This window comes from Amycolatopsis sp. 505 (assembly GCF_031625235.1).
Classification (GTDB): Bacteria; Actinomycetota; Actinomycetes; order Mycobacteriales; family Pseudonocardiaceae; genus Amycolatopsis.
In genome coordinates this window covers 239,639-253,746 of the sequence record NZ_JACKQP010000001.1, presented here as the reverse complement: position 1 = coordinate 253,746, position 14,108 = coordinate 239,639, and the positions used below count along the sequence as shown (strand labels likewise).

13 protein-coding genes are annotated in these 14,108 nt (G+C 71.8%); 6 read left to right on the top strand and 7 right to left on the bottom strand.

The genetic code is table 11. The features are described 5' to 3' along the window. Positions 1-2: 2 nt before the first annotated feature. Genes H5965_RS01310 through H5965_RS01300 form a run of 3 tightly spaced genes read left to right on the top strand, consistent with a single transcriptional unit; the run spans position 3 to position 4,103 of the window. Positions 3-1,601, top strand: coding sequence for a DUF885 domain-containing protein (locus H5965_RS01310; RefSeq protein ID WP_310967287.1), 1,599 nt, complete (start codon positions 3-5; stop codon positions 1,599-1,601). A 53-nt stretch (positions 1,602-1,654) separates the two neighbouring features. Continuing rightward, positions 1,655-2,350 (top strand): response regulator transcription factor, encoded by a 696-nt coding sequence (locus tag H5965_RS01305; protein WP_310967286.1) that lies wholly within the window; start codon positions 1,655-1,657, stop codon positions 2,348-2,350. Next, the gene (locus H5965_RS01300; RefSeq protein WP_310967284.1) at positions 2,340-4,103 is read left to right on the top strand and encodes a HAMP domain-containing sensor histidine kinase; all 1,764 of its coding nucleotides are present in this window, start codon (positions 2,340-2,342) and stop codon (positions 4,101-4,103) included. Before H5965_RS01305 ends, H5965_RS01300 begins: the two co-directional genes overlap by 11 nt. Here H5965_RS01300 and H5965_RS01295 read toward each other — a convergent pair. The 4 genes from H5965_RS01295 to H5965_RS01280 all read right to left on the bottom strand — a co-directional run bounded on the left by H5965_RS01295 (position 4,082) and on the right by H5965_RS01280 (position 8,796). Next, positions 4,082-5,233, bottom strand: coding sequence for a 4-hydroxybenzoate 3-monooxygenase (locus H5965_RS01295; RefSeq protein WP_310967282.1), 1,152 nt, complete (start codon positions 5,231-5,233; stop codon positions 4,082-4,084). The genes H5965_RS01300 and H5965_RS01295 overlap by 22 nt on opposite strands. 73 nt (positions 5,234-5,306) lie before the next feature. Next, entirely contained in the window at positions 5,307-6,062 is a 756-nt protein-coding gene (locus H5965_RS01290) for an IclR family transcriptional regulator (RefSeq protein ID WP_310967280.1), read from the bottom strand. Positions 6,063-6,107: 45 nt separating this feature from the next. Next, positions 6,108-7,871: a glycoside hydrolase family 18 protein gene (locus H5965_RS01285; RefSeq protein ID WP_310967278.1), complete on the bottom strand. Its 1,764-nt coding sequence runs from the start codon at positions 7,869-7,871 to the stop codon at positions 6,108-6,110. A 349-nt stretch (positions 7,872-8,220) separates the two neighbouring features. Next, complete coding sequence (locus tag H5965_RS01280) at positions 8,221-8,796, bottom strand: AAA family ATPase (protein WP_310967277.1); 576 nt, start codon at positions 8,794-8,796, stop codon at positions 8,221-8,223. 233 nt (positions 8,797-9,029) lie between these two features. On the opposite strand from H5965_RS01280, the gene H5965_RS01275 reads away from it, so the two are divergent. After that, positions 9,030-9,452, top strand: coding sequence for a hypothetical protein (locus H5965_RS01275; protein ID WP_310967276.1), 423 nt, complete (start codon positions 9,030-9,032; stop codon positions 9,450-9,452). On the opposite strand, the gene H5965_RS01270 is transcribed toward H5965_RS01275, so the two are convergent. The 3 genes from H5965_RS01270 to H5965_RS01260 form a co-directional block, all read right to left on the bottom strand. Then, positions 9,430-11,421, bottom strand: a complete 1,992-nt coding sequence (locus H5965_RS01270; protein WP_310967275.1) for a serine/threonine-protein kinase — start codon at positions 11,419-11,421, stop codon at positions 9,430-9,432. The two genes, H5965_RS01275 and H5965_RS01270, sit on opposite strands and share 23 nt — an antisense overlap. Next, positions 11,418-12,206 (bottom strand): hypothetical protein, encoded by a 789-nt coding sequence (locus tag H5965_RS01265; RefSeq protein ID WP_310967274.1) that lies wholly within the window; start codon positions 12,204-12,206, stop codon positions 11,418-11,420. Before H5965_RS01265 ends, H5965_RS01270 begins: the two co-directional genes overlap by 4 nt. Before the next feature lie 349 nt (positions 12,207-12,555). Next, positions 12,556-12,810 carry a hypothetical protein gene (locus tag H5965_RS01260; protein ID WP_310967273.1) on the bottom strand — a complete coding sequence of 85 codons (255 nt, stop codon included), beginning with the start codon at positions 12,808-12,810 and terminating at the stop codon, positions 12,556-12,558. A gap of 22 nt (positions 12,811-12,832) precedes the next feature. On the opposite strand from H5965_RS01260, the gene H5965_RS01255 reads away from it, so the two are divergent. After that, entirely contained in the window at positions 12,833-13,153 is a 321-nt protein-coding gene (locus H5965_RS01255) for a hypothetical protein (protein ID WP_310967271.1), read from the top strand. Positions 13,154-13,231: 78 nt separating this feature from the next. Beyond that, positions 13,232-14,008: a metalloregulator ArsR/SmtB family transcription factor gene (locus tag H5965_RS01250; protein WP_310967267.1), complete on the top strand. Its 777-nt coding sequence runs from the start codon at positions 13,232-13,234 to the stop codon at positions 14,006-14,008. Positions 14,009-14,108 lie beyond the last annotated feature (100 nt).

Below are 14,108 nucleotides of genomic sequence, written 5' to 3'. Positions count from 1 at the left end.
AAGTGACCCTCGCCGACGAGCTCCTCCACGTCCTGGCCACCTGGTCCCCCCTCGAAGCGACCTACGCCGGTATCCCCGGGTACGACCACGAACTCCCCGACCCCAGCGAACCCGGCCACGCCCGCCTGCGCGCGGAAGCCGCCGGCATCCTCGACCGGGCCCGGGCCGCCACCGACCCCGATCGCGTGACGCTGGGCGTCGTCGTGCAGCAGGCCGAAGCGCTCATCACCCGGATCGACACCCGCCTCGTCGAGTGCACCCTCGCCGATCCCCTGTACGCCGCCGGCATGTCGCACCTGGCCTTCCTGCCGCAGCTCGAGCCCGCCGGCGCGCAGGCAGAGGAGGACTTCCTGACCCGGCTCGCCGCCTTCCCCGCCTTCTACGGCGCCCTCGCCGAACGGCAACGCGGCGGGCGGCCGCCCGTCGACCGCATGGCGCGGAACGCGATCGGCTTCCTCGACCGGTTCCTCGCGCTGGACACGCCCTTCCCCCAGGAGCTCGGTGCGCGCCGCGACGAACTGGTCGACGGCGCGGTGCGGCCGTCGCTGGCCCGCTACCGCGAGTTCCTCGCCACCGAGGTCGCCGGCCGCGGCCGGTCCGACGAGGAGTCCGGCCTCTGCTGGCTCGAAGACGGCGAAGCGGACTACGCCGCCCTGGTGCGCATGCACACGACGACCGGCCACACCCCCGCCGAACTGCACCAGCTGGGCCGGGACGTGCTGGCGGAGCTCGATGCCGAGTACGCCGAGCTCGGCGGCCGGGTGTTCGGGCTGACCGACCCGGCCGAGGTGCGCCGCCGGCTGCGCAGCGACGAGAGCCTCCGCTGGCGCGACGCCGAGGAGATGCTCGAAACCGCGCGGAACGCCGTCGCCCGCGCGACCGCCGCCGCGCCCGGCTGGTTCCCGCGCGTGCCGAAGGCCGAGTGCGTCGTGAAGAAGGTGCCGGACGCCGAAGCCCCGGTCGCCGCGGCCGCGTACTACATGCCGCCCGCACCCGACGGTTCCCGCCCGGGCGTCTACTTCACCAACACCCACGACGTGCACACGCGCGACCGGTTCATCGCCGAGACCGTCGCGTTCCACGAAGCCGTGCCCGGCCACCACTTCGCGGAGTCGCTGGCGCTCGAGCTGCCCGGGCTCCCGCGGCTGCGGCGGATCGCGCTGGTCACCGCCTACGACGAAGGCTGGGCGCTCTACACCGAGCGGCTCGCCGCCGAAATGGGCCTGTTCTCCAGCGATCTGATGCGGCTCGGCATGGTCGCCGAGGAGTCGGTCCGCGCGGCCCGGCTGGTGGCCGACACCGGCCTGAACGCCCTGCGCTGGACGCGGGAGCAGTGCACCGCGTTCCTGCGCGCGCACACCGTGCTCAGCGAGGTCGAAGTGCAGTCCGAGGCGGACCGGTACGTCGAAGAGCCCGGCCAGGCCCTGGCCTACCTGACCGGCCGGCGCGAGATCCAGCGCCTGCGCCGGTTCGCCGAAGAAACCCTCGGCGACGGCTTCGACCTCAAGGAGTTCCACGGCGTCGTGCTCGGCAGCGGGAAGCTGCCGCTCACCGTGCTGGACGACGTCGTCCGCGGCTGGGTCGGCCGCGCCAAGGTGTGAAGATCCGGTCAGGATGCGGTGGCCGCGGTGTCAAGACGCCTACCCTCGACGCCGTGTGCGCACGTGTACTGGTCGCGGAGGACGACGAGAAGCAGGCCGAGGTCCTCCGGCTCTACCTCGAAAGCGAAGGCCACACCGTGGTGCTGGCCCCCGACGGCCGGGCGGCGCTCGACGAGGCCCGCCGCGACCGGCCCGACCTGCTGGTCCTCGACGTGATGATGCCGAAGGTCGACGGCCTCGACGTCTGCCGGATCCTGCGGCAGGAGTCCGACGTCGCCGTGCTGATGCTCACCGCCCGCGCCACCGAGGACGACCTGCTGCTAGGCCTCGACCTCGGCGCCGACGACTACCTGACCAAGCCGTACAGCCCGCGCGAGCTGATGGCCCGGGTCCGGACGCTGCTGCGGCGCACCGCCGGCCGCCGCGAACCGCCCGACACGGCGTTGCGCGCCGGCGGCCTGCGGCTCGACCCGGTGCGGCACGAGGTGTCGGTCGGCGGCCGCCCGGTCGAGACGACCCCCGGCGAGTTCCAGCTGCTGGAGACGCTGATCCGGCAGCCGGGCCGGGTGTTCACCCGCCGCCAGCTGCTCGAGCTGACCCGCGGCGACGACCGGTTCGTCAGCACCCGGATCATCGACGTCCACGTGCTCAACCTGCGCAAGAAGCTCGAACCGGACCCGCAGAAGCCGGTGTACCTGCGGACCGTCTTCGGCGTCGGCTACAAGCTGACGGCGGAAAATGACACGTAGCTTCCCCCGCCGGCGCAGTCTCGTCGTCCGGCTCACCGCCGTCTCGCTGCTCATCGCGCTCGCCTCCATCGCGGCGACCGCGTGGCTCGCCGTGCAGACGACCACCCGGGCGATCCAGCAGGAGCAGGGCCAGGCGCTCTCCGGCGACGCGACGATCTACACCGAGCTGCTCGGCTTCGCCGCGGTGAACCACACGTGGGACCAGGTCGGCCCCCGGCTGCGGGCGCTGTCGGAGCAGACCGGCCGCCGGGTCGTGCTGACCACCCTCGACCGGCACGTCCTCGGCGACTCCGGCGGCGCGCCGGTCACCCTGCCGGTCAAGGCGACCGCGTCGGTCGACCCGCTGCACGTCGACCCGGTGCTGCTGCCCCAGGCCGGGACGAGCGGCATCGACCCGCGCGCGGTCGGCCCGTTCAAGCTGCCGCCGTCCGAACGCGAGGAACTGACCGCGCTGGCCAGGAAGGCCACCGCCTGCCTCGCCTCGCTCGGCCTCCCCGGCCAGGTGCAGGACTCACCGAGCGGGCGGCCGCAGCTGGCCGGGCTCGACCCGCTGTCCGCCCGCTACTACGCGGCCAAGTGCGGGCTGTTCGAGCTGGCCTTCCCCACCCCGACCGAGCAGGCCGCGCTCACGAGCCTGAACGAGGCCGTCAACCGCTGCCTGCAGAACCAGGGCGGCGGAGAGGTGAAACTGGACCTCGACCTGCAGGCTCGCGACGTCCCCGACCAGCGGCCCACTCAGGGCTGCCTCGACTCGGCCCGGCGCGATCAGCTCACGCCGTACGTCGCGCCGCCGGCGCTGCTGTTCACGCTCGGCCCGGGCGGGTCGCCGCTGCCGACGTTCACGCTGTCGAAGGAGAACCTGACCCGGATCCTCGCGGTGACCGGGGGCGTGCTGGCGCTGGCCGTCGCGCTCACCGCGCTGGTCGCGCTCCGGCTGTCCCGCCCGCTGCGGGCCCTGACCGAGGCCGCGAAGCAGGACCGGCCGGCGCCGGTGAAGTCCCGCGACGAGGTCGGCTACCTCGCCGCCGCGTTCAACGACCTCACCGCGCGACGTGAACGCATCGAGGAGCAGCGCAAGGCGATGGTCAGCGACATCGCCCACGAGCTGCGCAACCCGCTCAACGTCATCCGCGGCCGGCTGGAGGCCGCCGAAGACGGGCACCTGCCGTTCGATCGGGCCCTGACCGCGTCGCTGCTCGAAGAGACCGTGCTGCTGCAGCACATCGTCGACGACCTGCAGGACCTCGCGGCGGCCGACGCCGGGCAGCTGCGCCTGCACCCCGAGCCCGTCGACGCGGCGGAGCTCGCGGGCCACGTCGCCGCGGCCCTCGCCGACCGCGCCGCCGCGGCCGGGGTCACCCTCACCGTGTCCGCCACCGGCGACTGCGCGCTGGAGGCCGACCCGGTGCGGCTGCGGCAGGTCGTCGGCAACCTGGTGACGAACGCGATCCGGCACACGCCGTCCGGCGGCCGGGTGACGATCCGGGTTTCGTCCACTGTGGACGATGTGACGCTCGCCGTGGCGGACACCGGGACCGGCATCGCCGCCGAGGACCTGCCGCACGTGTTCGACCGGTTCTGGCGGGCCGAGAAGTCCCGCAGCCGCCAGACCGGCGGCAGCGGGCTCGGCCTCGCCATCGTGCGCCACCTGGTGCAGGCCCACGCCGGGACGGTGACCGCGGAGTCCGAAGTGGATGCCGGATCGACGTTCACCGTCCGGCTGCCGGTGTCCTACAGGGGCAGGCCGGCGTAGTTCTCGGCCAGCTCGGTCTTCGCGGCCGCCGAGGTCACCGTGCGGTGCAGCTGCGAGAGCTGGAGCTGGGCGTCGAAGTCGTCGCCGTGGCGGTGCAGCATCGAGGTCATCCACCAGGAGAAGTGCGTGCAGCGCCAGACCCGCCGCAAGGCCGTCTCCGAATAGGCGGCCACGAGTTCGTCGTTCCCGCGGAAGGACGCCGTCAGCGCCTTGGCCAGCAGGGCGACGTCCGCGACCGCCAGGTTCAGCCCCTTCGCCCCGGTCGGCGGCACGATGTGCGCCGCGTCCCCGGCCAGGTAGAGGTTCCCGTGCCGCATCGGGGTGGTCACGAAGCTGCGCATCGGCAGGACGCTCTTCTCCGTGATCGGCCCGGTTTCCAGGGTCCACCCCGGGACGCCGAGCCGTTCGGACAGCGCCGTCCAGATCCGGTCGTCGCTCCACTCGGCGATGTCTTCGTCCGGGGCGACCTGCAGGTAGAACCGGCTCACCCGCGGCGAACGCATGCTGTGCATCGCGAACCCGTCCGGGTGCCAGGCGTAGATCAGCTCGTCGGTCGACGGGGCGACGTCGGCCAGCACGCCCAGCCACGCGAACGGGTAGGCCCGCTCCCAGACCCGCGGCTCGGGGATCGATGCGCGGCTCGGCCCGTGGAAGCCGTCGCAGCCGACGACGACGTCGGCGTCGATCCGCCGCGCCCGGCCGTCACTGTCCACAAAGGTCACGTGCGGTTCGCCGGTGACGTCGTGGAGCGTGACGTCGGCGGCCGAGTAGTACGCCGGGCGGCCGGCCTTTTCCCGCGCCGCCATCAAGTCCTTGGTGACCTCGGTCTGCCCGTAGACGGTCACCGACCGGCCGATGAGGTCGGTGAAGTCGACGTGGTGCCGGTTTCCCGGCCACTGGAGGTGGATGCCGCGGTGTTCCATGCCCTCGACGTCGAGCCGGGCGCCGAGGCCGACCTGCCGCAGCAGTTCGACCGTGCCGGCCTCGAGGATGCCGGCGCGGATGCGCGCCTGGACGTACTCGGCGGTCTGCCGCTCGAGCAGCACCGAGTCGATGCCTTCGAGCCCGAGCAGGTGGGACAGCAGCAGCCCGGCCGGGCCGGCGCCGACGATGACGACCTGGGTGCGCACTGGAGGAGGTCCTTTCCCGCGGGAGAGCCCGAGCATGGATCGGCGGCCCCGCCCGACACTACGGCATTCTCATTCAGTGAGAGAAATTCCCCATCGCCCGTGAAATGCCCCGCGCGGCGGCCTGCAGGGCGGGGATCGGCGCCCGCGCGTTCCGGTCGTTGGGCACGATCACCGACAGCGCGGCGACGACGTCCCCGCCGGGCCCCCGCAGCGGGACGGCGATGCCCGTGGTTTCTTCGTCGATGAAGCCGGCGCAGAACGCGTAGCCGGTTCGCCGGACGTCGGCGAGGAACCGGCGCAGCCGCGCGGGCTCGGTCAGCGTCGTCCGCCGGAAGGCTTCCAACGGGCCGGCCAGCACCTGTTCCTGCAGGTCGGCGGACGCATGGGCGAGCAGCACGAGCCCGGACGAGGAGGCGTGCAGCGGCAGCCGCCCGGCCACCCGCGTCACGTTGAGCGTCGCCCCGGGCGCGGAGAGCCGCTCGACGAACAGCACCTCCCGGTCTTCCAGCACGGCGAGCTGGGTGTGGTGCCCGACGACGGCGTGCAGGTCCTCCATGAACGGCATCGCGGCCTCGCGCAGCCCGAGGGTCGGTGAGGCGCGGGAGGCCAGCTCCCACAGCCGCAGGCCGACGCGCACCCGCCGGTCGGGATCGCGCCGCAGCCAGCCGTGCCCGACGAGCTCTTCGACCAGCCGCGACGCCGTGGCGACGGGCAGGCCGGCCCGCCGGGCGATGTCGGTGACGCGCAGGGCGGGCGTGTCCGGCCCGAAGGTCTCGAAGATCCGGACGACGCGGCTCAGCACGGATTCGCCCTGCGCCGGCTTGACCACGTCGGACAGTGTGCCCCACCCGGGCGGCGGGGCACACTGCCCGCGTCAGGGAAGCGCGTTCAGGAACGGTTCGTGGCTGTTCTGGAACTCCCAGCCGTAGTACTTGTCCCAGTTGATCGACCACGTCATCAGCCCGCGCAGGGCGGGCGAGGTGCCCCCGCGCAGCGTGTACGAGCCGCAGCCACTGCCCTTGACCAGGCAGTTCACCGCCGTCTGGACATCGCCGGGCGAGGTGTAGCCGTTGCCGGCACTGACGGCGGCGGGCAGCCCGATGGCGATCTGATCGGGTCGCAGCCCGGGGAAGAACTGCCCGGTGTTGGCCACCGTGAAGCCGGCCTTGAGCATGTCGGTCATGGCGATGTGGAACTCGGCGCCGCCCATGTTGTGGTACTGGTTGTCGAGCCCCATGACGGGGCCGGAGTTGTAGTCCTGGACGTGCAGGACGGTGAGCGAGTCCCGCAGGGCGTGGATGACGGGCAGGTAGGCGCCGGTGCGCGCGTCACCGGCGCCCGAGCCGCCGTAGAACTGGTAGCCGACCTGCACGAAGAAGGTTTCCGGCGCCATGGTGAGCACGAAACCGGAGCCGTACTTGGCCTTGAGCGTCTTCAGCGCGGAGATCAGGTTGACGATGACGGGCGTGGTCGGGTTCCGGAAGTCGGTGTCCCCGGCGTTGAGCGACAGCGAGTGCCCCTCGAAGTCGACGTCGAGGCCGTTGAGGCCGTACTTGTCGATGATGGCGGAGACGGAGCTGACGAACTTGTCCCGCGCGGCGGTGGTCGTCAGCTGCACCTGGCCGTTCTGCCCGCCGATGGAGATGAGCACCTTCTTGCCCTGGGCCTGCTTGGCCTTGATGGCGGCGATGAAGTCGGCGTCGCTCTCGACGTTCGGGCATTCGCCGGCGGGGCACCGGGTGAACCGGATGTCCCCGGAGGTGACGGAGGTCGGTTCCCCGAAGGCGAGATCGATGATGTCCCAGGCCGAGGGGACATCGGCCATCCGGACGTAGCCGGAGCCGTTGGCGAAGCTGGCGTGCAGGTAGCCGACGAGGGCGTGCTTGGGCAGGCCGGTATCGACGCAGCCGGCGGTACTCCCGGTGGCGGCGGGGCTGCGAGGTGATTCACCGGCACTGTTGTAGGCGGCGACGGTGTAGGTGTGGGTGGTGCAGGGGGTGAGTCCGCCGACGGTGGCGCTGGTACCGGTGACCGTGGCGACGGCGGTGGAGCCTTCGTAGACGCGGTACCCGCTGACGGTCCCGGTGCTTGCCGCCCAGCTCAGGGCGATGGAACTGGTCGTGACGCCGGTGACTTGCGGCGCGCCGGGTGAGGAGGGGGTCCCGGGAGTGTTGCCACCGGGGCCGTCGAAGACGACGTCGTCGGCGTAGTAGGTACCGGCGCCGTACCAGCCGTGGAGGTAGAGCTGGGCGGAGGTCTGGTTACCGGTGGTGAAGGTGAGCTGGAGCTGGTTGTAGCCGGAGTTGCCCGACCAGGTCGAGGGGCCGCCGGTGACACCGAGGTAGACGGGATTCCCCCGAACCCAGGCGGAGACGGAGTAGCTGGTGTTGGGCTGAACGGCAACGGTCTGCGAGCACTGAGCGTAATCGGCCCCGACGGGGGTCCCAGCGAGGGCATAGCTGCCGGAGTGGACGGGCGTGCTCACGGCGGTGGCGTTGGCGCAGGTCCAGCCGGAGAGAGAGCCGCCTTCGAACCCGGGGTTGGCGAGAAGGTTGGCGGCCTCGGCCGGGACGGCGAGAAGCCCGGAGAGGGCAAGCAGCAAGGCGGCGAGGATGGCGGAAAGTCGGGAACGCCTCATCGGTCCTCCAGTCGAGGGGAGGCCCTAATTGTCTGGACCAATACGCAAGTTGTCCAGACCAAAAGGAAGGGTTCGCCGCAGGACCGACCCCCAGCCCGACGCACCAGCCGCCGCCAGGCGGCCGCACAAACCCGCCGCCAGGCGCCTCACCAACCCGCCGCTCGGCGGCCCCACGACCAGGCGCCACCGCCACCCCGGCACCCCTCCGACCACACTCCCCTGCCGACCCGATACGCAGCCGCCTCAGCGGCCGGCACGCCGTGTCAAGGCACGCTTTTCCCGCCTTGACACGGCGTGCCGGCCGCTGAACAATCCGGCGTCCGGGTCGGCGGAGGACCCCCAGGCGACCTTACGACGGCTTTTCACATGCCCAGCAAGGAATCACCCCCGCAACCACCAACCGAGCCCGCGAAGCCCGAGCCCGGTCGATGACCTGAACACTCCGCCACCCAGCGGGAACCTGATCAGCCAGCAACCCCGCCCGCCACTTCCCCACCCGCCGGACGTGCCGGGCAAAGGACCGAGCCCGGACAACCCGCCCCCGACTCACCTGGCCGGCGAGCGCCACCTCCGCGGGCACGTCCAGGAACAACAACCGCACCGGCCGTCGGCTGACCGCCCCGACCAGCGCGAGCAACGCCCGAGTAGAAGCCCGCGTCGACGGTTCGTGGACCACGACCGGCCCGTCCTCACCGAGCGCCCGCGCGACGATCCGCGCCCGGTGCCACGCGTGCACCACCGGCCGGTACCAGCGGTACGGCAGAGCCGGAACCAGCGCCCCCAATCTCTCCCGCACCTGGTCGGAGTCCAGCACCGGCAGCCCGGCGGCGGCGTGGCGGAGCATGGTCGTCTTCCCCGCTCCCGGCAACCCCGCCACGACGAGCAGGTCGCGCCGGCCGAGCTCGATGACAGTGGGCTCGCTCATGCCTCGTCAACGTCCCGGCGAAGGTAATGGTTCCTTTACCTTACGCAGAGTGATCGGCACGCCGGAGACCACCCGGCCGCGCCTTTAGTCACTCCATCGCCTGAAAACCCATGCGCGCCAAGGCATCCGACGCCGGAACCGCTTCGGGTGAAGATCGCCCGAAGACCTTCCCGGCGTCCGGAAAATCCCTATCTTCTGGAAGGGACGCTCAGTGAGAACAGGGGAAACTCGTCATGACCCAGTCGCTGGAACTCCCGGTCCAGGAATACTGTCTCGATTGGACGCTCACGGGCGACGAAGGCGCCCGGGTCGGGATCACCCTCTCCGGGCAGGTGTCCCTGCTGGACAACAACCGGTTCTACAAGATCGACGGCGTCGTCTACGTCTCCGAGGGCGACGCCGATATCCGCGCGGTCGGGAACCCGCGGATCTCCGTGCGCCGCAACGGCGTCGAGAAGACCGGACGCCAGTGGGGCTGGGAGATGTGCTCGGCGCGCAAGAGCCTCGGCGCGCTGAACACGATGGAGGGCTACTTCGTCCGCACCGGCTACTGGGCGCCCGCGGACCGCGCCATCCAGCTGAGTCTGTGCGCCGAGCTGGGGTGGAGCCGGCGCAAGAGCTACAGCCCGCACGTCACCGTCCGGATGGTCGACTGACCACTGTGGACGCCCGGCGCCGCGCCGCCGCGACGACCAGCCCGGCCGCCACCGCGCCGGCCACCGCACACCCGGCCCCGAACCCCGGCGACGGCTCGTGCACCCGCAGCACGGACACGCACAGCCACACCGCGGCGCCGAACAGCAGGCCCAGCACGGGGCCGCCGACTGCCGCGCCCCGCCAGCGGTGGCCGTTGCGGATCGTCCGCAACCCCGATTCGAGGTAGGCGAGGGCGAACAGCGCCAGGATGAGACTGCCCGCGCCCATCGCGCTGGCCAGGGGGTGCTGGCTGGTGAGCAGGGTGAAGGTCTGCGTGGCCGAGTCGGTCCGCACCTCGGCGGTGACAGCGCCCCCGACGATCCACCGGGCAACCCCCGGAAGGGTGAGTTCGGCGCTGAAGCCGTTGCCCTCGGGCTTCGCCTCGGCGGACGCGGACCCGAGCGGAATCCCGGCGGCGGAAAGCGCCAGCGCAACGCGGCCCGGCTGGCCGGGCCCGGTCAGCACGACAGGCTTGCTGAGATCGACCTCGACGGGCGCGGCGGCGGAGTCACCCCCGAGCGTCACGGTGGACACCTGGTGCGGCAGCCGTGCGGGGTTGAGCAGGGCAAGCACGACGAGAACGACCGCGGCCGCCGCAGCCGCCAGCCGCAGCCACACCACGGCGGCTTGGGAAGCGGACTCGTCCGGCGCGGAACCGGTCGCACCGCCGGACCACCCGGCGCCGGCGTCGGCACCGGCCCGCCCGGAACCACCCGGTCCAGCGCCGGCCACCCCAGCACCCGAACCGGCGCCACCCGGCCACTCGCCGCCGGCCACCCCAGCACCCGATCCGGCGCCACCCGGCCACTCGCCGCCGGCCACCCCGGCACCCGAACCGGCGCCACCCGGCCACTCGCCGCCGGCCACCCCGGCACCCGATCCGGCGCCACCCGGCCGCCCGGCGCCCGGCGCGTCGGCGCCCGGCCACCCCGGCTCACCCACCTCGGCGGGCGCTCCGACCAGCGTCGCCCCGGGCCGGGACACCGGGCGCGTCCGGGCCTCCGCCGGATGCGCCGGTGCGGTCGCCGAGTTCAGGCCCGCGATCACCCGGGGCGTCAGGTGCAGCACCGGCACCCCGGACCGCTCCAGCCAGCCCGGCCCGTACGCCACCGTCGCCGCCGCCGCGAGGTCCGCCGCGAACGACTCCGCCTCCCGGTACCGCGCGTCCAGCTCGCGGGCCAGGCTGCGCATCACCACCGCCGCGATCGGCGACGGTACCCCGGCGATCGGCTGCGGGTCGGTGAACATGTGCTGGCGCATCATGCTGATCGCGCCGCGGGTGTTGTCGAACGGCAGGCGGCCTGACAGCAGCTCGTACAGCACCGTCCCCGCCGCGTAGACGTCGGCCGCCGGGCTGAGCGCGTTGCCCATCGCCTGTTCGGGGGCGATGTACGCCGGGGTTCCGAGGATCTCGCCACCGTGCGTCACCAGCGTGGCGCCCTCGCTGATCACCCGGGCGATGCCGAAGTCCGCCACCTTCACCACGCCCTGCGTGCTGAACAGCAGGTTCCGCGGCTTGACGTCGAGGTGCAGCACCCCCGCCCGGTGCGCCGCGTGCAGCCCGGCCAGCATCGCCAGCCCGATCGCGCACGCCTGCTCGCCGCTCACGCCACCACCGTGGAAGCGGCTGTGCACCGTCCCGCCGTCGAGCCGCTCCATCACCAGCAGGTGCTCGCGGCCGGTCCGGACGTAGTCGTACACGGGCACGATGTGCGGGTGGTCCAGGCTCGCCAGCACCCGCGCCTCGCGGTCGAAGAGCTCGCTGCTCGCCGCGTGGTTGAGCACGTCCCACGGCAGCTGCTTGATCGCGACGCTGCGGCCCAGCGTCCGGTGCACTCCGGCGAACACGACCCCCATGCCGCCTTCGCCGATCGACTCCCCGATGTCGTACTGCGGCAGGGCGGCGACCAGCTCGGCCGGTGCGCTCATCGGGTGAATTCCTGCGTCGACGGGAGCGGAAGCCGGACCGTCTTGTCACTCTCGGTCTCCGCGGGCGGGGCCGCCGGGTGCGGGGTCAGGTAGCCGAGCAGGAACGCGATCGCCGCCATGCCGAGCACCACCGGGATCTCGATCGCCGGCTCGGGCGGGACCAGGCGCAGCACCGACAGGCTGATCACCGCGACCAGGCCGGTGCCGAACCCGGCGGGCAGGAACCGCACGCCGCGGCGCCAGCGGTTGGGCGCCAGCCGGTGCCGGGCCAGCGCGAGCAGCGCGGTCACCCAGGCGAGGATCGTCAGCACGAGCATCGCCAGGCCGAAGACGCCGTAGACCGACCAGAAGGACCCGCGGACGTCGGCGACCGTCGTCGCCTCACCCAGCGTGACGCGCCCGGCGTCGAGCAGCTCGACCGAGGACGGCAGCAGCCCGGTCGCCTGCCCGGCCAGGTCACCGAGGTCGAGGACGAACGTCCGCGACACCGACCCGCGCGCCGGCACCTCGAAGGGCGCGGTGGTGTCGTAGGCGAAGAAGGTCAGCGCGAGCGCGACGCCGGAGAGCCGCACGCTGCGGACCTTCACCGGCGCGACACCGGGGTTGGTCGCCACGACCTGCAACTCGACCTGGCTCGCCGGATCGATCGGGACGGTCGCGTCCTCGATCGGCCGCTGGTCGATCGACACCTGCAGCCGCAGTGACCCGGAGTCGGCCGACGCGGGCGGCGCACCCACGAGCAAGCACAAACCCAACGCAACCCCCGCCGCGATGACACGTCCCATTGGGCATCCCCTACTTGCGTTATCCGACTGGTCCGGAATGCTACAGCGAGCACACACCGGGGAGGGACGTCCCAATGCGATTCGTGGTTCGGCTGTTTTTCGGCGCCGTGGCCGGAACGTTGCTTCTGCTCACGGCGGCGGGCACGGGTAACGCACAAGTTCCGCCGTCGGTTGGTTTGAAACCGTCGACCGGCCCGGCGGGCAGTTCCTTCACCATTTCCTGGAACGGTTTCCCGACCTGCCGGATCATCAATTTCTTCTGGGCAGGCTCGACGCTCGGCCAGAAAGTGGCCCCGGCGACCAGCGGGCAGTTCGCCACCGCCGTCCCGTCCGACGCGAAGCCGGGCTCCTACACGGTGACCGCGACCTGCACGAGCCAGAAGCAGACCGCCAGCGGCACCTTCGTCGTCACCGGGGTCACCACCACCACGCCCCCGCCGCCGGTGACGACCACGCCGCCCCCGCCGGTCACCACGCGGCCGACGCGGCCCGGCACCACCACGACCCCGGCCACCCCCGCCACCACCACGCCGCCGACCACCACGACCACCCCGCCGACCACCACCCCGCCGGTCACGCCCGGCACCCCCACGACGTCCAGCACCGCTCCGAAGCCCGGTGAACTCGTGCTCGACCGGCCGAGCATCAAGGCCGGCGAGCCGCTCTCGGCGTCCGGGAAGGGCTGCCGGCCGAGCCGGATGGTGACCCTCGTGTCGGACGGCACCGAGGTCGGCACCGCCTTCACCGACGGCTCCGGCGCCTTCACCGCGCCGGTCGAGTTCACCCGCATCGAGGCCGGGCGGCACACCGTGATCGCGGAGTGCGGGGTGCGGCTGACCGGCGCCGTCGACCAGGTGGTGACCCGCTCGTCCGGCGGGCAGACCGGCACGCTGGTCGTCCTCGTCTTCTTCGTCCTCGCGAGCATCACGGTGATCCGCTTCCGCTGACCCCCGGTTGACATGCACCCGTCCGGCTGCCTATCGTCGAAAGGCAGCCGAATGGCTGCATGTCACCGGGAAGGTGCGATGGACGAGGTCTTCAAGGCGCTGGCCGACCCCAGCCGCCGCCAGCTGCTGGACGTGCTCAATGAGCGCAACGGCCAGACCCTGCGCGAGCTGTGCGCGGGGCTGGACATGGCCCGCCAGTCGGTGAGCAAGCACCTGGCCGTGCTCGAAGCGGCCGGGCTGATCACCACCACCTGGCGCGGCCGCGAAAAGCTGCACCACCTCGACGCCGCGCCGATCAACGCGATCGCCGAGCGCTGGATGACCCGCTACGACCGGCGGCGGGCCGGCGCGCTGGCCGATCTCAAACGAGCACTGGAGTCCGCACCGATGAACGATTTCGCGTACACCACCTACATCAACACGACGCCGGAGAAGCTCTGGCAAGCGCTTACCGATCCGGCGTTCACGAGCCAGTACTGGGGCGTCTCCTTCGAAACCGACTGGAAAACGGGCTCGTCGATGACGTGGTCCGAGCGCGGCGCGAAAACCAGCGACGCCGAACAGGTCGTCCTCGAATCGGAACCCCATCGACGGCTGTCCTACACCTGGCACACGTTCACGGCGGATTGGGCGAAAGCGAACGGCGTCGACGAAGAAACGCTCGCGAAATTGCAGCGGGAAAGCCGGTCCAAAGTCACGTTCACCTTGGAACCGCACGGGGAAATGGTGAAGCTGACCGTGCTCCACGACGGTTTCGACGACGGCAGCACGACGTTGGAGATGTGCAGCCAGGGCTGGCCCGCGCTGCTGTCCAGCTTGAAGACACTGTTGGAGACCGGCTCTCCGCTTCCGTGACCTGGCCAAACCGGTCGAACATCGCGAACAAGACAGATCTGGCACAGCAATACGTCTGAATCCTCCCTCTTTTGTGTTCGGCCGGCTGAAGTCCGGGTGA